Raw genomic sequence first — 25,626 nt, forward strand, 5'->3', positions numbered from 1 at the left:
GCGGCCGTGCCGCCGAATTCCTCAGTCGGAGAATCGGATCGGCTCCGCGGTTTCCGCTCCGGCCTTCGCTGGCACGAACGTCATCGCACGCTCGGCCATGGCGGTGATGGTCAGGCTCGGATTGACTCCGACGTTCGCCGGGATCGCCGAGCCGTCGCAGACGAGGAGATTCCGGTAGCCGAAGACCTGATGCCGGGCGTCGACCACACCGGTCGCCGCGGTTTCGCCGATCACCGCCCCGCCCAGCAGGTGTGCGGTGGTCGGGATAGAGAGGACCGCTTCGGTCACCACGGCCTGGGCGGTGCCGCCAATGCGCTCGGCGAGCCAGTTCGCGGCGTGATAAGCGGCCGGTACGGAATCCTGGTTGGGGTGGAGGGGGTCCTGTTCGGTGGTCAGCACCGGATAGCCGCCGGGCAGTCGCCGGCGCACCTTCAGCCGGATCGAATTGTCCAGAGTCTGCATTACCGCCAGGATCACGGTTCGCCGCGAGGAGTTCCGGATTCGGGTGGTGCGCAAGAACTTCCGTGGGCTGCGCAACACATTCAGCAGAAAGAACAGTGGTCTGGTGCCCCGGTGACCGGCCTCGGTGGCGAGAGTGAACAGCAGTTGCTGACTGTCCGCGTGTGGCCCGTAGGTGACCGGTTCGATGTGCGTGTCGGGGCTCGGGTAGATGCTCGAGGTCAAGGCGATCACGTTCGTGAAGTCGCGTTCGTCATCGGGAGCGGTCACCGCGACGATCGATTCGCTGTTGGTGCGCACCAGGTAGCCGAGCCGATCCGAGATCCGCGGCAGCGAGCCGTCGAGTTTGCAGCGTTGCAGCAGCCGGTTCGAGCCCAGTGGGCCCGCAGAGATCACCACGCCGCGCGTGGTGACGGTGCGCCGATCCTTGCGGAACCACGACCCGGTGCGCACGTGCGTCACCAGATAGCCGTCGTGCCCGTCGGTCCCGTTGATCGGCCGTATACCGGTCACCGTGCGTTCGGGTTCGATCCGCGCGCCCCGGCGTTCGGCGAACCACAGGTAGTTCTTCGTCAAGGTGTTCTTGGCATTGTGCCGGCAGCCGAGGACGCAGCCCCCGCATTTGATGCAGCCCTGCCGGTCCGGACCCGCACCCGAAAAGTAGGGGTCCGGAACGGTTTTGCCGGGTTCGCCGAGGAAGACCCCGACCCGGGTGCGATGATAGGTGTCGCCGACTCCGATCTCCTCGGCGTATTCGCGCAGCAGGATATCGGCCGCGCCGTCGGCGTCATTGGTGGTGACGCCCAACATTTTTTCGGCCGTGTCGAAGTGCGGTTCCAGCTCGCTGTCCCAGTCCCCCAGCGCCGCCCACTGTGGGTGACGCGCGAATTCCGGTCGCGAGCGGTACAGGGTGTTGGCGTAGCCGAGCGAGCCGCCACCGACACCGGCACCAGTGCCGACGAAAACGTCACGGAACAGGGTGATTCGGAAGATCCCCTTCATGCCCAAGGCCGGAAAGAAATAGTACCGGCGCACATTCGCCGTGCTGGTGGCGAAGTCCGCATCGGAGAAGCGCCGGCCTGCTTCGAGTACCCGTACGTCGTATCCTTTTTCGGCGAGGCGCAGCGCGGAGACGCTGCCGCCGAATCCGGATCCGATGACGAGCCAGTCGGTGTCGGGACGAGTGTTCACAGAATGCCTTTCAAGGCGTCGGATCAGGGCGCTCAGGCGTACAGTGCGTCGATTTCGCGCGCGTACTTCGCATCGATCGGCTTGCGCTTGAGCTTCATGGTGGGTGTCACCGTGTCGCTGCCCGGCTCCCAGACATCGGGGAGAATCGTGTACTTCTTGATCTGCTCGACCCGTGAAAGTTTGCTGTTCGCCGCCGCGATCCCCGCATCGAACGCGGCCTTGATCGCCGGGTGCGCGGACAGCTCGCGCACCGATGCCGTACCCAGTCCGTGCTTGTCCGCGAACGCGGCAACGGCAATCGGGTCGAGGGTCACCAGCGCGGTGATATAGGGACGCCGATCGCCGATCGCGACTACCGACCCGACCAAAGAACATTCGACGATGACGGCGTTCTCGATATGTGTCGGCGACATATTCTTCCCCGACGTATTGATGATCAGTTCCTTCTTGCGGTCGACGATCCGCACGAACCCGTCGTCATCGATGGTCCCGATATCACCGGTGCGCAGCCAACCCTCGGAATCGATTGCCTCAGCGGTCTTTTCGGGATCGTTGCGGTAGCCCCGCATCATCATGGGCCCGCGCACCAGCAGCTCACCGTCGTCGGCGACCTTGATCCGGGCGCCCGGTACCGCGCGGCCCACTGTTCCCACTCGAATATCGTCCGGCCGGTTGACCGTGGCCGCCGCCGTCAGTTCGGACATGCCCCACGCCTCGCACACGGTGATGCCGAGAGCGAGCATGAATCGGTGCACCTCGGGCGGGATGGGCGCGGCACCCGATACGCCGATGCGGACCTGATCCAGGCCCAGCTTCGCCCGCACCTTCGACAGCACCAACCTGTCGGCCACCGCGTGCTGGGCCCGCAATGCGAAAGGAACACAACCGCGGTCGGATTCCCGACGCGCCCTGTCCTGCCCGACTTTCAGCGCCCAGTCCGCCAACGCCCGTTTGACGAGGCTGGGGTCCTCGGCCACCGACGACTCCAACGCGGCCTTGATCTTGATCCACATCTGTGGGACGCCCCCGAACAGCGTCGGCCGCGCGTCGGACAAGGCCGCGAGCACCTGAGTGCGATCGGCGACGGTCGTCACCTGGGCGCCATACAGCAGATTCGAGTAGTGCGAGATCCACCGGTTCGCCGCGTGCGCATCGGGCAGATACGACACCACCCGATCATCGACGCCGATTCCACCCAGTTCATCGAGCGTTTCAGCATTGGCGATGAAGTTCGAATGGGTGAGCTCGACACCCTTCGGCATGCCGGTGGTGCCCGAGGTGTAAACGATCGTCAGCACATCGTCTCCGTCGACCTGCTGCCAGGTCGAGTCGAAATCGAATCCGGCGGCCGGCGCCTTCTCGACGTCATCGAGGGCGACCACACCATCGACCTCGCCGTCCACGCACACCACGTGTTCGACATTGCCGCCCAGCTTCGCCGCCGCGAGTACCTGTGGCACGAACTGTTCTTCGCAGATCACCAGGCGACAGTCGGAGTTCTCGAAGAGGTGGGCCAGCATCTCCGACGGGTTCGTGTTGTACATCGAGAACGGTGTCGCCCCGGTGTGCAGCACTGCGGTATCGCACAGATGAAACTCGGGGCGGTTCGTCAGCATCAGCGCGACGGTGTCGCCCTTACCGATATCGAATCCGGCCAAGCCGGACGCGATCGCGCGCACCCGCTTGCCGTATTCGCGCCAGGTCACCTGTTCGACGCCACCCGGCGTGCGCAACGCGACCCGGTCCGCATACCGCGTGACATTCATCTGGAACGCCTCGCACAGCGTGCGCGGTGCCGTCGAATTCGATTCGGCCACAATCATTTCAGTCACTGAGGAACTCTCCACCTATCCCGTTCGATGGTTCCGGCCATCGAGTGTCGAATCGAGGAATCGCAGCACATGTGCGGTCAAGCCCGACGGATCGTCGAGCTGGGGGCAATGCCCGGACTCGGGCATGACGATCAGCGTGCTGCCGGGGACGGATTCGTGCAGCCGCACGCTGGCATGCACAGGAATTATTCGGTCCTTGCGCCCGTGGACGACGAGCAATGGGCAGGCGAAACGCGCCAGGTCGTATCCGGCGGCGGTCTCGAGTCCGAATTGACGAGCATTCGTCAGCATCAGCAGGGCATCCGCGGTATCGGGGACCTGGTCGGTGAATCGCGCGACCACCTCGGGGTCGGCCGTTCCCGGATCGCCGTAGAGCAGCCGCACGAACACCGCTCGCATCGCCTGCTGGTGCGCGACTTTCGGCAGGCGCAGTCGCTTTCCGAGTAGCCGGAACGGGTCACTGCGGCCCCGCGCCATGCGTGCGAGCCAATGTGCGGCGAGCACCGGCTCGTCCACCGCGACGACTCCCCGGATATCGCGTGAGCCGCGCGATGCGGCCCGCACCGCGGTACAGGCTCCGAGTGAATTGCCGACCAATACCACCGGACCCAGCTCGGCCACCAGCGCTGCCGCGAAGGCGTCGAGTTGGGGCAGGTAGTCCCCCGGCGCGAGCGCATCGGCCGCACCGAAACCCGGCAGATCGACGGCGATCGCCGAGCGTCCCGCCGCCTCGAATTCCGCCATCAGCCCGCGCCAGGTATCGGCGCTGTCGGCGAAGCCGTGCAACAACACGATCGGCAGTCCCGTGCCCGCGACCGAAAGCACCCGCGTGTGCACGCCGTTGTAGGACGCGCGGGTCTCGGTGATCATTTCCCCAGTAGCCCCTTGGCGATGTGGGTCACCTGGACCTCATTACTGCCCGCGTAGATCATCAGCGACTTCGCGTCCCGCGCGAGCTGTTCCACGCGGTACTCGCTCATATAGCCGTTGCCGCCGAACAATTGCACGGCCTCCATCGCCACTTCGGTGGCGGCCTCGGAGCTGTAGAGCTTGATCGCCGAAGCCTCGGCCAGGCTCAGCGGCTTGCCCGCAGCCGCCATCTCCACTGCCCGGAAGACCATGTTCTGCACGTTGATTCGCGCGATCTCCATCTTCGCGAGCTTGAGCTGAATCAGCTGGAAGTCGCCGATTCGCTTGCCCCACAGCTGACGTGACTGCGCGTACTCGATGCTGAGCCGCTGGCACTCCTCGATGATGCCCAGCGACATCGCACCGACCCCGACGCGTTCAAAGGTGAAATTCGCTCGGGCACTGGCGCGTCCGTCGCCGCCCTTGTTCTCCTCGGTCTCACCGAGCAGACGATCCTTGCCCAGGCGCACATTGTCGAAGAACAGCTGCCCGGTCGGTGAGGAATGCATACCCATCTTGCGGAACGGCTTGGACTGGGTCAGCCCCTCCATCCCCTTGTCCAGAACAAAGGTGAGCACCGGGCGGGTGCGCTTGTCCGCACCGGTGCCATCGTCGAGCTTCGCGTAGACGACCATGGTGTCGGCGTAGGGACCGTTGGTGATGAAGGTCTTCTGCCCATTGAGCAGGTAGTCGTCACCGTCGCGTTTGACCGTAGTCTGCATGCCGCCGAACGCATCCGAGCCCGCATCGGGTTCGGTGATCGCCCATGAGCCGACCTTGTCGAAGGTCAGCAGATCCAGCGCCCAGCGTTCCTTCTGCGCGATGGTGCCCCGGCTCATGATCGTGGTCGCGGCCATGCTGACGCTGACTCCGGCCGCGGTGGAGACGCCCATCGACACTTTGCAGATCTCGGAGAACGCGACCAGCAGCATCGAGATCGGCATGCCGCCGCCGCTCGACTTCTTTCTGGGCGGCAACTCTTCACCGGCCGCGAGCGCGGCGACCTTCGCCTTCTCCCGGGCGATCGTCTTGGCGAAGGTCTCCCGCGCCATATCGCTGACGCCGAAGGCGGCGAACATCTTGCGGATGATCTCGTAGGGCGGGAGATCGCCATGTTCGAGGTCATCGATCTGGGGACGGATTTCTTTGTCGATGAATCCCTTGATGCTGTCGCGGATCATCAGGTCGGTCTCGGACCACTCGATCATGGCGTGTACTCCTTTGTACGGCAGTGCGCTTCGGCGGGCGATCGCGAATCAGTCGGGCAGGCGGGCGGCGATATCGTCGATCAGCCATGGCCCGTCGGCCTCGATCGTCTTCACGTCGTGCCAGCCCGCGAGAGTGGAGATCGCACCGCCCTGCACCGCGAACACCTGACCGGTCAGCGGGCACTTCTCCGTCGCGAGGTAGGCGACGACCGGGGAAATATTGGCCGGGCTGAAGTAGTCGTATTCGCCTTCTTCCACCTCGGCGGAGAAGATCGCACCCATGCCCGGGGTGGCCTCGGTGAGCCGCGTGCGAGCGATCGGCGCGATCGCGTTCACCCGCACGCCGTAGCGTTCGAGCTCATCGGCGGCGACCAGCGTCAGTGCGGCGATCCCCGCCTTGGCCGCACCGTAATTGGTCTGCCCCGCCTGCGGCACCGTGATCCCCGACGCCGACGCCGTATTGATGACTGCTGCGTTGGGCTGATTACCGGCCTTGGACTGCGCCTTCCAGTAGGCGGCCGCGTGATGCAGCACTGCCGCATGGCCTTTCAGGTGAACCGCCAGCACCGCATCCCACTGCGCCTCCTCCATGGTCGCGATGAAGTTGTCCCGCAGAATGCCCGCGTTGTTCACCACCACGTCCAGGCCGCCGAACTCGCTGATCGCCTGCGCGACAAGCGCTTGCGCACCCGCCCAGGTCGCGACATTGTCGGTATTGGCGACAGCTTTGCCGCCCGCGGCGAGGATCTCGTCGACGACTTCCTGTGCGGGCCCGATATCGGCGCCTTCACCGGAGTTGCTGCCGCCGAGGTCGTTCACCACAACGGACGCGCCCTCCTTCGCGAAAAGCAGCGCGTGCTCACGGCCGATGCCGCGACCGGCGCCGGTGATGACGGCGACGCGCCCTGCCAATGCACCCATGGTCATTCACTCCTGTTGTAGTCGGTGCCGCCGCGGCGCCCGGGAATTCACGCGCGCCGTGGCGAGTTTCAGTCGGCGATTTCCGCCAGGCCGTCGGTGATGACGAAGTCCGCACCACGGGCGGTCTCGAAGGCGTAGGTGGTGACGCCGTTCTCGGACCCCTTACGCCAGATCCGCGTCTCCAGTTCGTCACCGGGGAGCACCATCTTGGAGAAGCGCACCGCGAATCGCTTCAGCCGGTTCACATCCGAGCCGCCGACCTGTGTCAGCACCGCCCAGGAGGTGAAGGCCATGGTGCAGAGTCCGTGCGCGATGATGCCGGGCAGACCGGCGTCCCTGGCGACTTCCTCGTCGAGGTGGATCGGCATCGGATCGCCCGACGCCGGTGCGTACCGGAACGTCTGGTCCTTGTCGACGTGCTGCACCAGGGTGGCGAGCGGCGCTTCCTCGCGCAGGCTCGGCTCGAACTTGTGCCCCGGGGTGAGCTCGCCCGTCACCTTGCCCGCATCGAAGCCGCGGAAGAACATCGTCACGTACTGTTCGTTGACGAGTTCGCCCGACTCGGTGCGACATTCGATGAAAACCGCTGCGCGAGTGCCGTTCTCCAGACCCTCGTAGCCGGTCATCTGGGCCCGGGAGATCAGCACATCGCCCGGCCTGATCGGTCGGTGGAAGCGGAAATCCTGCTCGCCGTGCACACCTCGCCCGATCAGCTCGAGCGGCACCACATCCAGCGCCGGTGAGAGCATCGAATCGAACACCGGGACGATGGCGAACACCGGCGGCGCGAGATCGCCGCTCAGATGCACTGCGATGGGATCATTGGTCGCCTTGGCGTATTCGACGAGGCGCTCACGTTCGACCGTGAACTTCTCCTCGTCGCTCCATACATTCAGACCGGCATCGTCGAATGCCAGTTCTCCCTCGGACATCGTTGCCGTCCTTCCAATTCCGGAATCAGGCCGCTGCGCCGACGGCGAGCGCGTCCAACTGCGCGACGGACTTGTCGAGCTGCTTGCCGAAGTCCTTCTCGACCGCCTTACCGAGTGCACCCTTGATCAACGCGCCCTCGAAGTCACCAAGGACGGAGAACTTGGAGCCGGCCGCGGCGGACTCGACGAGGAAGGAGAATTCGACCTTCACGCCCGCCATACCGGTGCCCGCGAGGGTGATCTTGGACTGCTCGTCGAACGCGACGATGTTCCACTCGAGCTTGTTGGCCATCCCGAGCATGACGATCTTCTCGACCAGTTTGGTGCCCAGCGACAGGGTGGCCGGGGGCTCCTCGAGCCAGCCGTCGTGGATGGTGAACCACTTGTCCCACGTCTGCGGGTCGGAGATGACGCTCCACACGGCCGCGGGGGTGGCGGCCAGTTCCTTGGTGGCTTCGACGTGTCCCATTTTCGTTCTCCTCGTTCAGATTTCGGCGATGATCAGCACTGCGTTGAATAACGCTGCGCAGGCTCAGCGTTCGGCGCGCTGGTAGGCGGTGACGACGGCCGCGCCACCGAGCCCGATATTGTGTTGCAGTGCGGCGGTGACGTTCTCGACCTGACGCTGGTCCGCGGTACCGCGCAGCTGCCAGGTGAGTTCGGCGCACTGCGCCAAACCCGTCGCGCCCAGGGGATGCCCCTTGGAGATGAGGCCGCCGGAGGGATTGACGACCCACCGGCCGCCGTAGGTGGTGTCGCCCGCGTCGATCAACGCGCCCGCTTCACCCGCCGCGCACAGACCCAGGGCCTCGTACAGCAGCAGTTCGTTGGCGGAGAAGCAGTCGTGCAGCTCGATGACCTGGAAGTCCTCGGCGCCGAGTCCGGCCTGCCGGTAAACCTGCTGCGCGGCTTGCACATTCATGTCGTAGCCGATGATGTTCTTGGCGGTCCCGTCGAAGCTGGATTCGAAGTCGGTGGTCATGGCCTGACCGACGATCTCCACCGCCTGCCCGGCGAGCCCGTGCTTGTCGACGAACGCCTCGCTGGCGAGGATCGCCGCGCCGGAACCGTCCGAGGTGGGCGAGCACTGCAGCTTGGTCAGCGGGTCGTAGATCATCCGCGAGCCGAGAATCTCCTCCAGGGTGTACTCGTCCTGGAACTGCGCGTACGGATTGTTGACCGAGTGCTTGTGGTTCTTGTACCCGACCTTCGCGAAATGCTCAGCGGTGGTGCCGAATTCCTTCATGTGCTCGCGACCGGCGGCGCCGAACATCCAGGGTGCGGGCGGGAAGAGCACCTCGGAGATCTGCGCCAGCTTCTCCATATGGTTGGCCATCGGCTGCTCGCGGTCCTCGTACATGGTGCCGAGCGAGCCGGGGTTCATCTTCTCGAAGCCGAGCGCCAGCGTGCAGTCCGCGAGACCGCCCTTGATGGCCCGTGCCGCCAGGTAGAGCGCGGTGGAGCCCGTCGAACAGTTGTTGTTGACATTGGCGACCGGGATGCCGGTCATGCCGAGCTCGTAGACCGCGCGCTGCCCGGAGGTGGATTCGCCGTAGACGTAACCGACGTAGGCCTCCTGCACCTCGCAATAGTCGATCCCCGCATCCGCGAGCGCCTTGGTACCGGATTCGCGCGCCATCTGCGGGTAGTCCCAGGCACTGCCGTCCTCGTTCTTGCGACGCCCGGGCTTCTCGAATTTCGTCATGCCGACGCCGACGACAAAGACCCTGTTCGTCATTGAACACCTCCTGTTGCGATACCCCAACTCCCCACCGCGCCGCAGCGAGAGATTTTCAATTAACATACACATCTGCATGTAAGTAGGCAACAGTCCAGTCTGGATGATATTTGACATCGGTATGTGAATCTCGAATAGCCCAATATCAGAGGGCCCGTGACGCGCTGGAGCCCTGTTCCCGCCACACCTCCGCAGCCGTGATCCGCAAGCCGTCGACTGCCTGTTCCCATCGCCGCCGCGCCCGCGATGGGTCGAGATCCACCAGGTTGGCCAACAGCGCCCCCACTACCGCGACCATCGCGCAGCCGACGAACGACTTGAACTCAGGGCTCGACTCTCGACCCGGAAACGCCGGTCGCAGCGCCATCGAGAAGTTCGACGTGGTGGTTCGCTCCAACAGGGCCAGCTCACTCGCGAGCGCCGAATCGGTGCGCCCCGCGATCCACAGCTCCACGATCGCCGCGAACTCCGGACCGCGATAGACCTCCCGCAGCAGCCGCAGCGCATCATCCAGTGGATCGGCAACCGCTACGGACCGGCCGATCTCCCGTGCCAGAGCAGCCGAACTCGCGGCCGCGAGGTGCGGAATCACCGCGCGCACCAGACCGGTCTTCGACCAGAAGTGGTGCACCTGAGCTCCACGGCTCACCTTCGCCCGCTCGGCGATCCGCACCATCGTCGTTCCCGAGTACCCGTACGCAGCAAGGCAATCGACGGTGGCGTCCAATATCCGAGCCCGGGTGTTCGCGATGCGCTGTTCCTGCAGACCGCTGCTTACGTCTCCCGCACCCGCGATCATTCGGGCCCGTTATTTCGCGGGCGTGGCGGGTTCGGCGGCCTTCAGCGGTTGCAGGGCGGGTGCGTCGAGCTTGCTGACCAGCCAGTGGCCGTCGACCTTGTCCAGCGACGCCACCAGCGAGATCTGGCTCGGCACCGGCTGACCCTGAGTGCCGAGGCTGCTGATGGACACGCTCATGGCGACAACGACTTCCGCGCGGCTGTCGTTCGCGGACTCGACACCGCATCGGGCATCCCGGTTCTGGGAGGTGATCTTCGCCTGGACGATCACGTCCTTGAGTTCATTGCTGGTCTTGGCGAACTCCGTCTTGAAATCCCCGGTGGCCCCGGCCAGGACGGTCGAGATGTAACTGTCGATGCTCTGGGCGTCGTAGTTCGTCATCGTCTTGGCGTAGGCACACGCCACGTCGCGGGCGGAGCTCTCGGCGTGGATGGTGTCCTGGCTGCTGTGGTAGCGGACGAATGCGAAGGCGGCCAAGGAGATCGGCACCGACACGACCACCGCCACCGCCGCGATGCGGACCGGGCGCGACCAGCGGCGCTTCGGATCGACCGGCACGGACTCGGCGTCCGGTTCGGCATCGGCACCTTCGTCGACCACTGCGGCCGCGGCCACGTCGTCCGGCGAGGATGAGGCCGTATGCTTTTCCGGCGGATCGGCAGGCGGCGATGAGGCCGTCGAGGCTTCCGGCGGATCGGTCGGTACTGCGGGATCGGTACTGGTGGAGGTCATCTGGTTCTCACTTTTGTCGAACTCGTAGCCGGGCAGAGGATTTCGCGGCCAAGGTCAGTGCGGCGGATTCCCGGTGTCGACCGGAATCGAGTACTCGTCCGGATCCACGCCTGGCGGCCGGGTCGCGCCGTTGTCGGGCAGATCGGGTCGCGGCGCATTGGCCGATCCGCGGATCTGCAGCGCGGGGTTATTGGTGACGCAGTAGTTCCACCGCCGGACGGTGGGCCCGCTGAGCTGCGTCGGCGATACCGGCACGGTCTCGTATTCGCAGGTCGGGCGCGGCCAGATATCGACGAGGGTGTTGAATTGGCCGCCGTGGATCGGTATCCCGAGCGCACCCGCGCCGTCGCGCAGTGCCGGGAACAGCTCCCGAATCGCGGGGGTGCGCAGCCGGGCCGAACGGGCGATCGCCAGGAAGTTCGTCGCGAGATCGGTGACCGGATCGGTGGTTTCGCTCAGCACTCCGCCGAGCGTCGCGAGTTGCCCTGGCCCGAGGTCGAGCATGCGACGCAGTTCGCCGTCCGCGGCAGAGAGCTGCCCGAACAGGGTGCTCGAATTGCGGGTCAGGGTGCTCAGATCCGGTTGGATCTGCGCGGTCGTGGCCGCGATCGTCCGCAGATTCCGCAGCAGCGCAACGGTTTGCGGCAGCAGGTTGTCCATGCCGACGGTGATGGCGCTGATCCCGGACACGAGATTGCGCAGCTGGTCGGGTCCGCCGCCGAGCGCCTTGTCGAGCTCGTCGACGATGGTCTGGAATCGATTCGGATCGGTGGCCGGATCGAGCTGAGCGATCAAGGCCTCCGAATTCTGCAGCACATCGGCCATCGGTACCGGGGTGGTGACGTCCTTGGCGAGGACCACCGCGCCGTCCGACAGGTAGGGTCCGTCGTCGGTGGTCGGCCGGAAGTCCAGATACTGCTCCCCCACCGCCGAAAGTGACTGCACGGCAACGACTCCCCCCGCCGGTACGCGCGCGGAGGAATCGATTCGCGCGAGCGCCTCGAGCCCGCTGCCGGTCAATCGGATCGAGCTGATCCGGCCGATGCGGTAGCCGCGCAGGGTGACATCGCTGTTGTTCATCAGCCCGCCGGAGCGGGTCAGCTCGATCCGGACCGTGTAGGTATCACGCAGCGGGTCGATCCCGGCCAGACCCACGAACAGGTAGCTGCCGCCGAGAATCAGCGCGAACACCAGCCCGAGATTGGTCAGCAGCACCTTGCGCCGCAGCAGTCCCCGCAGCAGGGTCATCGTTGGCCTCCTGTCACGCGGGCGTAGACCCGCTGCAGCACATCGAGCAGGCTGCCGGCAAAGGCATTGGCGTCGGTGCCGTCGGGGAACTTGCTGCCGGGGTCGTAGAGCGCCCCGATACCCAGGTAGGTCGCGGTGCCGTAGAAGGCCATGGCGTTGCCGCGCAAGGTGCTCAGTAGTTTCGGTGTGACCTCGTGCAGGGCGTCGAGCGTACCCGCGAAGTTGTCGCCCATGCGGGCGAGGCTGGAGGTCAGCTTGGCGGTGCTGTCGAGCAATGCCGCCAGGTCGTTCGTCGAGGTCTGGGCGAAATCGCCGAGAGCCCCGCTGGTGACTGCGATCTTGCCGAGCAGCTCGCCGATCTTCTTGTTGTCGTCGGCGATCGCACCGATCATCCCCGGGACGGTGTCGGCGACGGCCCCCAGCTCGGTGCGGCGCTGCTCGAATTGCGCGAACACGCCGTTCAGCTGCCCGAGCAGGCCGTCGAATTGGTCGGAGCGCTGGTTCAATGCCGTTGTCACGGAAGTCATTTCGGTGATCAGATGCGAGAGCACCGGGCCGCGCCCGGCGACCATCGAATCCAGCTCGGTGGCCACGTTGGCGATCCGATTCAGCGCACCGCCGTTGACCAGCGTGGCAACCGACAGCAGGAGGTCCTCGACCGAAGCGCCCGCCGAGGTGTTCTGCTGCGCGATCGTGTCGCCGGGACGCAGCAGCCGCTGGTCGGGTGTGCGCGGGGGGAGCGTGATCGCAACGAACACATCGCCGAGCGGGGTCGCCTGCCGGAGTTCGGCGGTCGCGTTCGCCGGCAGCTGGACGTCACCGCGAATACTCATCTGGACGTCGGCGAGGAAATCGCGGGTCGAGATCGTGGTGACCTCACCGACATCCGATCCGCCGATCTTCACGTGGGCGGATGCGGGCAGGTTGAGCGCATTGCCGAAGATCGCGTGGATGGTGTAGCCGTTCGAGCCGACGCCCGGCCGGGGCAGCGGCAGGTCCTCGACGGTGACGCCGCAGCCGGTCATCGAGCCGAGCGCGGCGGTCACCAGCAGCGGCGTGAGCAGGCGCGTACGAGTGAATGTCATTTGGTATCCGTCAATCCGAGCAGCAGGGCGGTGAGACCGAAGTCCGGGCCGAAGTCCGAGAGCTTGCCGGTGCGGCAGCCGTCGGACCGCATTTGGATCCGGGAGCAGAACAGGCTCAACGCCTCGCCGTCGAGCAATGACTTGTCCACCAGGAAATGCAGCCGGATCTGCCCCTGATCGCGCAGCACCGCGCTGTCGATATTGCCGAACAGCAGTGGCGTGACATCGACGATCTCGATCAGGTTGCGCGCGTTGTCTTTCAGCTGGCCGGTGGTGGCGGTGAGCCCGGTCAGGGCATCGCCGAGCTGACCGCGATGCTGCTGCAGCACCGTGGCGGTGTTGGCGAGGAAGTCGTTGAGCTGGGTGAGCACCGCCTGCAGGCCGGGGGCCTGATCGGCGAGCAGCTGGCTCAGCTGGGTGGTCTGGCCGCTGAAGTCGCGGACCGCCTGATCGTTACCGGCGATGATCTGCGTGATGTCGTTGAGCCGGACCACGATTCGGGAGATGGCGTCGCCATTGTCGACGCCCAGCCGCACCGCCTGTGACAGCGCGGTGATCGTCTCCCTGATCTTGTCGCCATTACCACGCAGCACTTCTGCGAGCGCCGCACCCGACAGCGGCCCCTCGGCGCCGCCCTTGCTCTTCAGGGAGGTGGCGATGCTGTCGACGGTGGCCAGCACCCGGTCCAGGTCGACCGGGGTCCGGGTGCGTGCCGGACCCGTCATTCCACAGGGGCTGCCGCACGGAATATGGTCCCCGTCAGCGAGTTTCGGCCCCTTGCCGGAGTAGGCGGGTGCCAACTCGATGTGCCGGTTGGTCACCAGCGAAGGCGAGAGTGTCGCGGCGATGGCATCGGCCGGGACCGGGGTGCGCGCGGTGATGGTCATCCACACGGTGACGTAGGTGCCGTGCGCCACGATCTTGTCGATCTGGCCGATCTTCAACCCGAGCAGCGAGACGTCATTGCCCTCGTATACGCCCGCGATATTCGCGAAATCGGCTGTCACATGGATCTTGTCGGCGAAGGGCCCGTGCTCGGCGAGCACCCCACAGCCACCGGTCGCCGCCACGGCACAGACCGCAACCGCGGCCATGACGATACTGCGCAGTCTCATCACCGGCACCCCTGGATAATCGGAGCTCCGGGAACACCACAGAGCATCTGGTCGGTAATGGGCCCCCAGGGCGCCCAGACATCGCCGTAATTGCCATTGCCGAAGGCATTGTTGACCTGGCGCACCGCGATCGGCATGACCTGCAGCAACTGGTCGAGCTGCTGCCGGTTCTTCTCGAGACCCGCGCCCATGGTGGCCAGCTGGGCGATCATCGGCCCGAACTGTTCGTCGTTGTCCGCACCGATCGCCTGGAACTGGCGCGAGAGCGTCGCCATATTGTCCAGCAGCCCCTGGACCATCTGCTTGCGTTCGTTGACCCGGTCGCCGATCGCACCGGCCTTCACCATGATCAGCAGAATGTTGTTCCGGTTGTCGTCGAGGATGCCCGCGACCTGGTCCAGGCTCTTGACCAGCGCCTCCACCTGCCCGCGCCGGGCGTCGATCGTCTTCGCCAGTGCGCCAACGCTATCGAGCGCCGTCGCGGCGAGCTGCGGTGAATCGCCGAGCTGCGTGCCGAGCACTCCGATCGCGTCGGCGACCTTGCCGGTGTCGATGCCCTCGAGGCGATCGAACTGCGAGGGATAGTCCGGATCCTGCACGATCTTGGCGAGATTGAAGGGAACCACCGTGTGCGACAGCGTGATTCGCCGTCCCGGCAATCCGTTTCCGTGACCGGTCACCAGCGCGACATAGGTACCACCGAGAATCGTCGAGGTCTTGATCTCCGCAGCGGCATCCGGCCCGAGCTCCAGGCCGCTGTCGATGTGCAGTGACGCCAGCACGTGATCGCCCTCGATCTCGGCGTCCGCGACCCGGCCCACCTCGATGCCCGCGACCCGAACCTTGTCACCGGACTTCAGCCCCGCCGCCTGCGCGAATTCGGCGAACACGGTCTTGTCCCCGATACCGAGCGAGTGGTACATGCTCGACCCGACGAGCAGCGCGACGATGACGAGTGCGCCGAGCAGTCCGGTCCGCCGATGGCGGCGAGCCGGTGTGGCGCTTCGGAATCGGGATATCAGCCCGGCCGGACGCACCCAGGTCGGCAGCTTCATCGACATACCTCCGAATGACGTTTGCCCAGAACGGAATTCAAGATGGACGGCAACATGCCCGGCGGGAACAGCACGCCGTACAGCGAGATGTCGAGCTCACAGGCGTAGGCATTGGCGTAGGCGCCGTTCTCGGTGAGGTGCGCCAGTCCGAGCAGAATCTTCGGCAGGTCGACGGCGGCCTGATCGAGCTTCGCGCCATTGCCGATCAGCAGGTCGAAGGCCGCGGTCGTGGAGTTCTGCGCCGCACGCAGCTGAGACTGCACCTGCCCGACCATGTTCGCCACCGACCCGGTCGCGTCGGCCACCTGCTGAGTCGAAGCCAGGAGCGCCTGCCCCTGTTCGTGTAACCCGGTGACCAGGTCGGTGGTCCGATTGACGAGCGTGTCGAGTTCGCCGCCGCGCGCGGCCAATCCGGTGATGACACCGCTCAGGTTGTCGATCACGTCGCCGAGAATCTGGTCGCGCTGCTGGAACTCGGCGGCGACCGCGGCGGCTTGGGTGATGAACGCGCTCAACGAGACGTCGTCGCCTTGCAGCGCCGAGATCAGCGTGTTCGACAGCGAGTTGATCTGATCGGGCTTCAGCGCGCTGAACAGCGGTTCGAATCCGCCCAGCAGCGCCGACACATCGAAGGAGGGTTCGGTCTGGAACGAGCCGTCCGCGGCGTGCAGCGGAATAGCGCCGTTGTCGGCGAGCCGGGCACCGCCACCCTTGCCCGGTGCGAGCGCGACATAGCGCTGACCGATCAGATTCTGGTAGCGGATCATGGCTTTGGTATCGGTGAACAGCGACTGGGTGCGCTGCACCTGGAACGCGACCCGGGCATTGTGATCCTTGTCGAGCGCGACCGATTGCACCCGGCCCACCCGCACGCCCGCCATCCGCACGTCGTCACCGGGATGCAGTCCATACGCATCGGAGAACGTCGCCGAGTAGCTGTAGGTCTCACCGGGGACGGTGCGCTGCAGTGTCGACCAGACGATCCAGGTGAGCAGTACGGACACCGCGGCGAACAGGCTGAAACCGATCAGTGGTTTGCGGTAACTCATTGTCCCGGGCCTCCTTCCGAGGTATCGGGAGCGGCCGGGGCCGTGGCGCAGCTCGGCCCGGCGAGCTCGCCGTAGCGCGGGCAGTCGGCGCGGGTGTAGGGCCGGAACGGGGTGAGCGACACCGCGATGTTCCACTGCCACATCAGGGCGCCGCCGGCGCCTTCGTGGAAGGTGGTGGAGAACTTGCGCAGGGTGTCACTGAAGTTGACCATCGACTGCGGCAGGGCATCCGGATCGGCGGCCATGGCGCCGAAGGTGTCACCGAGTCCGGCGACGAGTTCCTTACCGGTGTTCGGGTTCCGCGCGAACAGTCCGTTCACCACGTCCACCGTGCCGCTCGCGCCGGTCAGCAACGCGGTCAGCCGGTCTCGGCGATCGGCGATGGTCCGCGCGGTCGCCACCGACTGGTTCAGGACATCGAGTAGTGCGGGCGCCGATTGGTTGAGACCTGCTGCGGCAGTGGTGAAGTTCTGCAGATCCGAGGCGATCCCCACCTGGTCCACGGCGGTCAGCCAGCGATCCAGGCGCTCGAGCGTCGAGCCCGGCATCCGGGCGCTGCCGTTGAGCGCGTCCGACAGCGACGTCAGGATCCGTCCGAGCTTGTCGGGCTCCAGCTTGGTCAGCACATTGCGGAACGTCGTCAAAGCCGATTGCAGCGCAACGGTTTCCCGGGTCCGATCCTGCTGGATCACCGAGCCGGACGTCACCGGCTTCGCCGGGCCGTTGTCGAGCAACTCGATGGAGGTGACCGCGAAAATGTTCGCGGGCACCACGCGCGCGGTGACGGTGGACGGCACGCCGTCGGCGTACTCGGGCTTCAGGTCGATCGCGACCCGCTGGATATCGCCGGTCGCGGCGACGGCCGAACTCTGGACCCGGCCGACGGTGAGCCCCCGGAACTTCACATCGGAACCGGCGGCCAGCCCGTCGCCGGTGGAGGTGAGCTCCGCGACGACCGGCACCTTGTCGGTGAACTTGCCGCTGTAGCGCAGTAGCAGCAGCGTGGTGGCCGTGGCGATCACCACGATCAGCGCGACTCCGGCGAGCAGTAGCTGGCGACCGGTCGGGCCGCGCCCACTGGGATCTTCGATCATGTGCCGTCCCCCTATCCCGAGAATCGAATTCCAGGGTCGATACCCCAGATACCCAGCGTCAGAAGCAGATCAGCGAGCACCACGACGACGAAGCAGACCTTGATGGCCGCGCCCGCCGCGACACCGACCCCTTCGGGACCGCCCTCGGCGAAGAACCCGTAGTACGACTGGATGAAGGTCGTCAGCGTGACGAACACGACCGCTTTGAGAATCGAGAAGAGCAGGTCTGTGCTGACGAAGAACTGATGGAAATAGTGGAAGTAGGTGCCGCTGGAGGTGCCACCCATCAGCGTCACGGTCAGCCGCGCGGACACATAGGCGGCGGTGAGCCCGACCAGATACATCGGGACGATGGTGATCCACGCGGCCAGAATTCGGGTGCTCACCAGGTACGGCAGCGGCCGGATCGCGAGCGAGTCCAACGCGTCGATCTCCTCGGAGATCCGCATCGTGCCCAATTGCGCGGTGATCCGGCAACCGCCCTGCACCACGAAGGCGACGACCGCGATCATCGGCCCGATCTCCCGGGTCACGGCGAACGCGGTGATCGCACCGGTGACCGGCCCCATTCCGAGCAGGTCCAGCTGCGAAAACGCCTCCAGGCCAATGGTGATGCCGACAAAGATATTCATCGCGATGATCACCCCCATCACCCCGCCGCCCACGACGAGCGAGCCATTGCCCCAGGTGACGTCGGACAGCAGTCGCCACACGTCCTTGCGATAGTGCTTGAACGCCAACGGAATATCGGCCAGGCAGCGGACGAAGAAGAACGCTTGATGGCCCGCCTGCCGCACCGCGTTCAGCGGCGCGTCGGCCGCCCGGCGCAGGGCGCGGACCGGGCGCAGCAGTGGGGGCACATAGGTAGCCGCCATCTCAGACCACCTGGTGCGGGAACAGGGCGTTGAACACCTGGGTGAGGATCACGTTGGTCGCGAACAGCAGCAGCGCGGAGTTGACCACCGCAGAGTTCACCGCGTTCGCCACGCCACCGGGACCGCCGTGGGTGTTCAGGCCGGTATCGCAGGCGATGATCGCCGTCAGCAGTCCGAAGATCAGCGACTTGGTCACCGCGGCAACCAGATCGGCGGGACCGGCGAAGGCGGCGAAGGTGCTCACGAACGAGCCGGCCGTGCCGCCCTGCACATAGACGTTGAACATGTAGCCGGTAATGAATCCGACGAAGACGACGAACCCGCACAGCAGCACGCTCACCAGCATCGCCGCGAGCAGTCGGGGCGCGACCAAGCGAGTCAGCGGATCGACACCCATCACCTTCATGGCGTCGATCTCCTCGCGCACTGTCCGCGAACCCAGATCGGCGCAGATCGCGGACCCGACCGCACCCGCGATCATCAGCGAAGTCACCAGCGGCGCACCCTGTTTGATGATGCCGAGCCCGCTGGCCGCGCCCATGAACGAGGTGGCGCCCACCTGGACCACCAGCGAACCGACCTGAATCGACAGGATGACGCCGATCGGAATCGCGATCAGCACGGTCGGCGCGGCCGAGGCGTTCGTCATGAACGCGCACTGGCGAATGAACTCGCCGAAGTGGAATCTTCCCCGGAGCAGGTCTCCGATCAGCTGCGAAATCGCTTGGCGGCCCATGGTGATCTGCCTGCCGAACGTTTCGATCGATCGCACCGGGTGGTCACGGTAGTAGCCCCGGCCCCACTGCAACGCGGCCACGGACGGGCCGCGCAAATCCCTGATCGACTGCACCATGCCTCACCCGTCCGTGGAAGTCGAGCGACTACTGCCGGGTGACGCCATTGATCCTCCAGATGTGCCATATGTGAACTCGGCGTAGTGTAACAGCAGTCACATGACTTGAGGCAAGAGCGAGATTTCGAGGGTTTCCACTAGGCTTTTCCTGCAAATGAACAGTGGTTATCGAGGCCACGCAGCGTAGACCCTGAGCAATAAGTGAATATGAGATAGTTCATTGAGCAATGATAAGGATCGATTTGCGACTACCGGTAGAGCCAGGTAGGCAGGGTGCGGACGCCGTCACGGCGGCGATGTCCTGTGCCGAGACACCAAGACGACGCGGTAGCATCACACGCTCGTCCTGAGGCGAGGATCGGAGGCGAACGGCATGGTGAGCGGGTCGGACAGGCGCGCCCTCGGCGACCCGGTCCGCGGCACGCGGCCCGCGAATCGGCGTCAACTGATCGTGCGCGCGGCGACGGATCTCTTCTACGAGAAGGGCTACGCCAAAGTCGCCATCAGCGATGTCGCCGAAGCGGTGGCCATCGGTCCGTCCGCGCTGTATCGGCACTTCCGCAGCAAGCAGGACTTGCTGGCCGCCGTTGTCAGCGAGGCGCTGAGCGCCGTGGACGGTGCGCTGAACGCGGCAACGGCCGACAATCTGGTCTCGACAGTGGCGGCAGCGGCGCTCGAACACCGGCCCGTCGGCGTGCTGGTGCGGCGGGAATCCCGCCAGCTTCCGGCCGACGACCGCCTGGCGATCCGGCAGGGGACCAAACGCGTCGGCGCACGGCTGGCCGAACTCCTGCGCGAACGCCGACCCGAACTGAGCCCGACGGAGTCCGATCTGCTGGCCTGGTGCACGCTGACGACCACGAACAGCCTTTCGCTTCACAGCCTTTCGCTCCCCGAGCCCGGATTCACCGCACTAATCGAGGAACTCCTCACCACGATCATCGATGCGCCGATCACACTGCCCGACCAGCCCAGCCACAGCACCGAGCACACCCCGGCACTGGTGCGGCGCTCACGCCGCGAGGCCATCCTCACCGAAGCGATCCGACTGTTCGCCAGGAACGGATTCGCGGCCGTGAGCATGGAGGACATCGGCGCCGCCGTCGGAATCTCCGGCCCGAGCGTCTACAACCACTTCCCCGCCAAATCCGACATCCTGGTCGCCGCGATGTTCCGCGGCGACGAATGGCTGCAGGTCGAGATGAACCGCGCCTTCGCCCACGCCACCGACGCCCGCGACGGCTTGCAGCGATTGCTCACCAGCTACAGCGAATTCGCCTTCGAGAGCCCCGAACTGATCGAACTGCTCGTCGCGGAATCCATGCACCTGCCCGACACCGACAGGCACCGCGCCCGCGCCGCCCAGCACTCCTACATCGCCGAGTGGGTATATCTGACAACCCAAATCCACCCCACCTGGGACCCGGTCGCCGCCCGCATCCGAGTACAAGCAACCCAAACCATGATGAACGACATCGCCCTCATGCCCCACCTGCGAACGCGCCCGGGCGTTCTCACCGCCCTGCACACGATTGCTGCTCGCCTGCTGGCCATTTCAGCCGACTGACCCTCGCCGGATGATCGGCCGCGATCTGCTGTTTCGGTGCGATGATCCCCACGGATCACCGCATGGAGGAAGCTCGCGCAACTTCCGGCATTTCGATGCCGGCGGAGCTCCTCGTCACCCATCTCCGGGTAGGTCGGCATGCCGGGGTTGCCTCGGCCGGCAAAGGCCCGACAATCGACAAGTGTTGTTGCGCTTGTCTCCACATTGACTTCGGTGGCACTTCGAAAGAGGCAGAAGCAAGGAGCAGTTCTCATGAATCATGTTGCACCCCAACTAAATAACGCCACCATCGACATGATCGCCAATGCGTCAAACTTCCATCATGTGAATGCCTAATAGTTCCGTTTAGCGATCAGGCGTGGTTCAATCGTGGAATGACCAGTTCTACTGGGCCGTCAGCGTGGACGGCATCACCGGTAAGCCGACGGATTCTGACCGTGGCGTCGATGGCGCGTTGGCTGCCGGCGCTGATTCCAGGCAATCGCGCCGGTGCCTACGCCGGACGCGGACTGCTCAACGCCATGTCCGTCATCGGATACCAACGCCCACGCAGGTCACGGGTACTCCGAGTCGACGAACCGGGCACGGTACGCGGGGAGTGGGTCGGCGGCCCGGCCCGGCCCGGCCAGCGGGTGCTCTACTACCTGCACGGCAGCGGATACATCGGATGCTCACCGGCCACACACCGCGGCCTGGTCACGCAATTGACCTCCCGCACCGGCAGACCCGCCTTCGTCCTGCGCTACCGCCGAGGTCCCGAACACCGCTTTCCGGCGGCCCACCAGGACGCGGTCGACGGCTTCCTCTGGTTGTTGGGCCAGGGCTTCGATCCGGCCGACATCGTCGTGGCCGGAGACTCGGCCGGAGGGCATCTGACGGTGGCGTTGTGCGGCGAGTTGCGGCGGCGCGGCATCGCGCAGCCCGCAGGTGCCGTCCTGATGTCACCTTTGATCGATCCCACGTACAACGTTGCCGCCGAACATGAGTCGGTGTCGCGCGACCCGTTCATCGGAGTCGGTATCGCGCGCCGATTGACCGGCCTCTACACCGCCGGCGCCGACACCACCGACCCACGCTTGGACGTATGCCGCGACGTCGGCGCGGATCTGCCACCGATGCTGATCCAAGCCGGCGGCCGCGAAATCCTGCGCGCTGACGCCGAACAGTACGCCGCCGCCCTCCAACTCGCTGGCGGCACTTGCGAATTGCAGATCTGGCCTGGTCAAATCCACGTCTTCCAAATCTTCTACCGGGTTCTACCCGAAGCACGAGACGCCCTCGACCGAATCCAACGATTCATCGCAGACCTCGACACCTCGGCCTCCCACCCGAACCGAGCCTCCACGGCATAGAACGCGCCGCACGATCAGGTCGAACCAGCCACCTCTCGCGGACGGGACCATCGCCCCTGCGAACCCCGGACTGCTTGCCCCTCAATCGGCTATGCGTCCGGGCTCCCGTACCGCCGCTGGGATCGCGGGGTTGGCACCCCAGCGATCGCACCGTCCCACCGCGTCCCGCTCGATCCGCCGAGACTCAATTGCTAGCAACGCATTTCGCAGTTCTCGTACACCAGGCGAGTCCAGATCTGTCGGCGAGTTGCCAAATCCGTTGCCAAGAACCTCGACAAAAGTCGAGGGCGGTCCTTAAACCAACCGGTCAGGACCGCCCTCGTTAGTAGCGGGGACAGGATTTGAACCTGCGACCTCTGGGTTATGAGCCAACAGGAAACAGTCCTGGACGTGTCTTGGGGTATCGCCACATCCCGCTCGTGCAGGTCAGCGGGATCTTATTCGTCCATGGTGTCCGCCTGGTCCCACCCTGACCCATACGTCACGCCCTGTTGTGATGCCAAATTTGATGCCAAATCCCCCGCCGTGACCAGCGATTTCGCCGCCGGTGGCAACGGACCGCGGACCAGTGATCGGCAGGCGACTCCCCTCCTACATCGCCGTTCCGATGCCGAATGCGGTACCCCGACTGCGAGGTCATCACCAGCTTCCGGGGCCTGGATAAGACCACCGGAGCTCGCCTTCTCGCCGAAGTTGGTGATGATCGAAAACGATTCACCGACGCTCGAGCGCTCAAGGCCTACCCGGTCCTTCCATGTCACAGGCGACCGCCTACGCGCAGGCCGAGTCTGAAGACGCAGCCCTGCTTGCCTGCTGAATATCTCCGTCGTCGATGACCACGCCCGTGCAAACCATCTCTCGCGTCTATACTACTCAATCTTCACTTATTGGGATTCATCATCCGCCCCTTCGCGTAAACCGGTTCGAATCTCCCCAATAAGAGCCGTTCAATGCCTCAACGCCAGGGCTAGACAATTGCTATGTGACCACTGTTACACTACTGGACATTCACATATCGCAGTTCTGGAGGATCCATGGCCACAATCGGTGAGACACTGCGCTCGACGGCGAGACGTGTCCCGGACCGTGAGGCGCTGGTTTTCGGCGACCGTCGCTACAGCTATGCCGAGCTCGATGCCCAGGTCGATCGCGTCGCGGGTGCGCTTGCCGCGCAGGGGGTTTCCCAGGGTGATCGGCTTGCGCTGATGGCGACCAACTCTGATCGGTTCGTCATCGCCTTCTATGCCACACACCGGCTGGGCGCGATCTTCGTTCCGATCAATCCGGGATCCGCTCCGCCCGAGCTCGACTACCTGTTGCGCGATTCCGGTGCGACCGCACTGGTTTTCGATGCCGCCGTCGCCCCTACCGTGCGCAAGGCCGTGACCAATGGCCTGCCCGAGGCCCTGCACACTTTCGCGTTGTCCGAGCTCGAGGGGTTCTCGGATCTGTTCGCGCTGGCCGAGGCGTACACCGGACCGAGAGTCGATGTCGCGGTCCATGAATCCGATGACGCACAGATCCTGTACACGTCCGGCACCACCGGATCACCCAAGGGCGCGTTGTTCGACCATCACCGCGCACTATGGGTCGGCGTGGGTGTGATGGCTACCGGCGGACTGCGTGACGGCGACCGAATCCTGCACGTCGCACCGCTGTATCACGCCGCCGAACTGTGCATGTTGATCATTCCGGGCACCCTCGTCGGCGCTACCCATGTCGTGCTGGGCGGATTCGACCCGGTCGCCGTGGTCACCACGATGGAGAACGAGCGAATCACTACGTTCTTCGGTGTCCCCACCATGTACCAATTCCTGCTCCGAACGCCCGATTTGGCGCAGCGGCGGTTATCCGCCTGGCGGACTGGGATTTTCGGCGCGGCGCCGATGCCCGCGAGCACGGTGGAACAGCTCGTCGCGGCACTGCCGAACGTCGAGTTCATGCAGGCCTGCGGTCAGACCGAAGCCGGGCCCAATGGCATCTTCTCCAACCATGAGCAGGTACGCGCACGCCCCGATGCCAGTGGCGGCCAGGCAATTCCCATGATGGAGTGCCGGATCGTCGATCCGGATGGCCGAGACATCGGCCCGGGCGAGGTCGGCGAACTGGTGCTGCGCGGCGAAAGCGTGATGAAGCGTTACTGGAACAAGCCCGATGCCACCGCCGAGACCATCCGCAACGGATGGCTGCATACCGGCGACCTCGCCCGCCTGGACGCAGACGGCTATATGACCCTGGTCGACCGGCTCAAGGACATGATCATCACCGGTGGTCGCAATGTGTACTCGGTCGAGGTCGAGAACGCGATCGCCGCCCATCCGGACATCCTTGACACGGCTGTCATCGCCCGCACGCACACCGAATACGGCGAAAGTATCGTCGCCGTGGCCGTGGTCCAGGAAGGTGCGGCGCTGACCCTGGAGGCACTACGCGAGTTCTGCGCGGAACGGATCGCGCATTACAAACTGCCGCACGACCTGGTGATCACCGAGCAGATCCCGCGAAATCTCTCCGGGAAGATCCTCAAACGCGCACTGCGAGAGCAGTTCTCGACTTCCTCATGACGCAGGCCGAGGTGGCGGGGAAATGAGTGCGGGTCGGTAGGACCCCGGCGAAATACCCGTCCACCGGCGGAAAGCGCGGCGGAAAGCGCTGGGTTCGGAGTAGCCCAAGCGCTCGGAGAGTTCCTCGATGGTCTCCTCGCCGCGCACGAGGCTTTCGATGGCGCGGTCGCGCAGGATGTCCTCCTGGATGGCGCGAAAGGACGTGCCTTCCTCTCGAAGTAGGCGGCGGACGTGCTGAGCGCTCAGCGACAGCCGTTTCGCGGCTTCTTCGGTGCTGAGCCACTCGGTGGATGTGTTGCGTTCCAGTATGTTTCGTACCCGGTCGGCGGTGGTGACGTCGTATCGGCTGCGGAAGAGCAATCCGGCGGGGGCACTGCGCAGGAACTCGGCCAATTCGGCCTCGGTGCGCACCACCGGCACCGACAGGTACATCGGGTCGAAAGTAAATGCGGTTCCGGTTCCGCCGAAGTCTGGCGTCACACCGAATATCAGTCGGTAGTCGGAAACGTAAGTCGGTGCGGGATAGGGGAATTCCAGCGCGGTGAGCCGAATCTGCTTGCGAATCAACCAGGATGCGAATCGGTGAATGACCGCGACGGCGATATCGAGCGTCAGCGGGTCCAGCTGCGCCTCCGGATTCCCGTGAATCACGATGCGCGCGCACCCGCCCTCCTCGACCAGATCCGAGCGCAGCCCGGTGCTGAGCGCGAGGAACTCGGTGAAACGGGTCAATGCGGTGCGCAGGTCCGGGGCGTGGATAACGCCGAACGTGATCATGCGGAAGGTGCCGCGCGCGACCGGACGGGGACCGAGCCCGCCCAATTCGTCGTCGGTCTGATCCCACAGCGCCTGCACGACCCGGGCGGCTTGCTCCGCGGTGACGCGAACTCGATCGTGCCCGATCATTTCCGGGGTGATGCGCACATCGCGCAGCGCGCCGCGGATATCGATACCGCGAGTGGCGGCGGTATCCATGGCGGCGCGCACGAATTGAATCGCCACGGTGCGATTCGCCATAGACCCCTCCTTCGACCGGATTGCCGCGACT

22 protein-coding genes, 1 tRNA gene and 1 pseudogene are annotated in these 25,626 nt (G+C 65.1%); 4 read left to right on the forward strand and 20 right to left on the reverse strand.

What is annotated here, in order from left to right; all coding sequences use genetic code 11:
* Positions 1-21: 21 nt before the first annotated feature.
* From OG300_RS23965 to OG300_RS24050, 18 genes are all read right to left on the reverse strand, one after another.
* Positions 22-1,650 (reverse strand): FAD-dependent oxidoreductase, encoded by a 1,629-nt coding sequence (locus OG300_RS23965; RefSeq protein WP_405485164.1) that lies wholly within the window; start codon positions 1,648-1,650, stop codon positions 22-24.
* Positions 1,651-1,682: 32 nt separating this feature from the next.
* The gene (locus tag OG300_RS23970; protein WP_405498639.1) at positions 1,683-3,473 is read right to left on the reverse strand and encodes an AMP-dependent synthetase/ligase; all 1,791 of its coding nucleotides are present in this window, start codon (positions 3,471-3,473) and stop codon (positions 1,683-1,685) included.
* Positions 3,474-3,497: 24 nt separating this feature from the next.
* Positions 3,498-4,352: an alpha/beta fold hydrolase gene (locus OG300_RS23975; RefSeq protein WP_405485166.1), complete on the reverse strand. Its 855-nt coding sequence runs from the start codon at positions 4,350-4,352 to the stop codon at positions 3,498-3,500.
* Entirely contained in the window at positions 4,349-5,599 is a 1,251-nt protein-coding gene (locus OG300_RS23980; RefSeq protein ID WP_405485168.1) for an acyl-CoA dehydrogenase family protein, read from the reverse strand. The genes OG300_RS23975 and OG300_RS23980 overlap by 4 nt, the downstream gene beginning before the upstream one ends.
* 48 nt (positions 5,600-5,647) lie before the next feature.
* On the reverse strand, positions 5,648-6,520 hold the full coding sequence (locus OG300_RS23985) for an SDR family oxidoreductase (protein WP_405485170.1): 873 nt from the start codon (positions 6,518-6,520) through the stop codon (positions 5,648-5,650).
* A gap of 68 nt (positions 6,521-6,588) precedes the next feature.
* Positions 6,589-7,452 carry a MaoC/PaaZ C-terminal domain-containing protein gene (locus OG300_RS23990; protein WP_405485172.1) on the reverse strand — a complete coding sequence of 288 codons (864 nt, stop codon included), beginning with the start codon at positions 7,450-7,452 and terminating at the stop codon, positions 6,589-6,591.
* 25 nt (positions 7,453-7,477) lie between these two features.
* On the reverse strand, positions 7,478-7,921 hold the full coding sequence (locus tag OG300_RS23995; protein ID WP_405485174.1) for an SRPBCC family protein: 444 nt from the start codon (positions 7,919-7,921) through the stop codon (positions 7,478-7,480).
* Positions 7,922-7,984: 63 nt separating this feature from the next.
* Positions 7,985-9,190, reverse strand: coding sequence for a lipid-transfer protein (locus OG300_RS24000; RefSeq protein WP_405485176.1), 1,206 nt, complete (start codon positions 9,188-9,190; stop codon positions 7,985-7,987).
* Between the two features lie 145 nt (positions 9,191-9,335).
* The gene (locus OG300_RS24005) at positions 9,336-9,989 is read right to left on the reverse strand and encodes a TetR/AcrR family transcriptional regulator (RefSeq protein ID WP_405485178.1); all 654 of its coding nucleotides are present in this window, start codon (positions 9,987-9,989) and stop codon (positions 9,336-9,338) included.
* Between the two features lie 9 nt (positions 9,990-9,998).
* Entirely contained in the window at positions 9,999-10,721 is a 723-nt protein-coding gene (locus OG300_RS24010) for a hypothetical protein (RefSeq protein ID WP_405485180.1), read from the reverse strand.
* 54 nt (positions 10,722-10,775) lie between these two features.
* Positions 10,776-11,969, reverse strand: a complete 1,194-nt coding sequence (locus tag OG300_RS24015; protein ID WP_405485181.1) for an MlaD family protein — start codon at positions 11,967-11,969, stop codon at positions 10,776-10,778.
* Positions 11,966-13,054 (reverse strand): MCE family protein, encoded by a 1,089-nt coding sequence (locus OG300_RS24020; protein WP_405485183.1) that lies wholly within the window; start codon positions 13,052-13,054, stop codon positions 11,966-11,968. The genes OG300_RS24015 and OG300_RS24020 overlap by 4 nt, the downstream gene beginning before the upstream one ends.
* A complete protein-coding gene (locus OG300_RS24025; protein ID WP_405485186.1) occupies positions 13,051-14,169 on the reverse strand; it encodes an MCE family protein in 1,119 nt (372 codons plus the stop codon). The genes OG300_RS24020 and OG300_RS24025 overlap by 4 nt, the downstream gene beginning before the upstream one ends.
* A complete protein-coding gene (locus OG300_RS24030; protein WP_405485189.1) occupies positions 14,169-15,224 on the reverse strand; it encodes an MCE family protein in 1,056 nt (351 codons plus the stop codon). The genes OG300_RS24025 and OG300_RS24030 overlap by 1 nt, the downstream gene beginning before the upstream one ends.
* Positions 15,221-16,273 carry an MCE family protein gene (locus OG300_RS24035; RefSeq protein ID WP_405485191.1) on the reverse strand — a complete coding sequence of 351 codons (1,053 nt, stop codon included), beginning with the start codon at positions 16,271-16,273 and terminating at the stop codon, positions 15,221-15,223. The genes OG300_RS24030 and OG300_RS24035 overlap by 4 nt, the downstream gene beginning before the upstream one ends.
* Complete coding sequence (locus OG300_RS24040) at positions 16,270-17,367, reverse strand: MlaD family protein (protein WP_405485193.1); 1,098 nt, start codon at positions 17,365-17,367, stop codon at positions 16,270-16,272. The genes OG300_RS24035 and OG300_RS24040 overlap by 4 nt, the downstream gene beginning before the upstream one ends.
* A gap of 11 nt (positions 17,368-17,378) precedes the next feature.
* Positions 17,379-18,242: an ABC transporter permease gene (locus OG300_RS24045; RefSeq protein WP_405485195.1), complete on the reverse strand. Its 864-nt coding sequence runs from the start codon at positions 18,240-18,242 to the stop codon at positions 17,379-17,381.
* 1 nt (position 18,243) lies between these two features.
* Positions 18,244-19,095, reverse strand: a complete 852-nt coding sequence (locus OG300_RS24050; RefSeq protein ID WP_405485197.1) for an MlaE family ABC transporter permease — start codon at positions 19,093-19,095, stop codon at positions 18,244-18,246.
* A 373-nt stretch (positions 19,096-19,468) separates the two neighbouring features.
* Between OG300_RS24050 and OG300_RS24055 the strand changes: the two genes are divergently transcribed.
* On the forward strand, positions 19,469-20,662 hold the full coding sequence (locus tag OG300_RS24055; RefSeq protein WP_405485198.1) for a TetR/AcrR family transcriptional regulator: 1,194 nt from the start codon (positions 19,469-19,471) through the stop codon (positions 20,660-20,662).
* 446 nt (positions 20,663-21,108) lie between these two features.
* Complete coding sequence (locus tag OG300_RS24060; protein ID WP_405485200.1) at positions 21,109-22,014, forward strand: alpha/beta hydrolase; 906 nt, start codon at positions 21,109-21,111, stop codon at positions 22,012-22,014.
* 326 nt (positions 22,015-22,340) lie between these two features.
* On the opposite strand, the gene OG300_RS24065 is transcribed toward OG300_RS24060, so the two are convergent.
* Positions 22,341-22,432: transfer RNA gene (locus tag OG300_RS24065), tRNA-Leu, on the reverse strand.
* Positions 22,433-22,646: 214 nt separating this feature from the next.
* Here OG300_RS24065 and OG300_RS24070 point away from each other — a divergent pair.
* A pseudogene (locus OG300_RS24070) lies at positions 22,647-22,757 on the forward strand (transposase); the annotation flags it as partial.
* Positions 22,758-23,048: 291 nt separating this feature from the next.
* Complete coding sequence (locus tag OG300_RS24075) at positions 23,049-24,578, forward strand: class I adenylate-forming enzyme family protein (protein ID WP_405485202.1); 1,530 nt, start codon at positions 23,049-23,051, stop codon at positions 24,576-24,578.
* Here the strand turns inward: OG300_RS24075 and OG300_RS24080 are convergent.
* Positions 24,573-25,595 (reverse strand): AraC family transcriptional regulator, encoded by a 1,023-nt coding sequence (locus OG300_RS24080; protein ID WP_405485204.1) that lies wholly within the window; start codon positions 25,593-25,595, stop codon positions 24,573-24,575. The two genes, OG300_RS24075 and OG300_RS24080, sit on opposite strands and share 6 nt — an antisense overlap.
* Positions 25,596-25,626: the final 31 nt, after the last annotated feature.

Source organism: Nocardia sp. NBC_00511 (genome assembly GCF_045161165.1).
Classification (GTDB): Bacteria; Actinomycetota; Actinomycetes; order Mycobacteriales; family Mycobacteriaceae; genus Nocardia.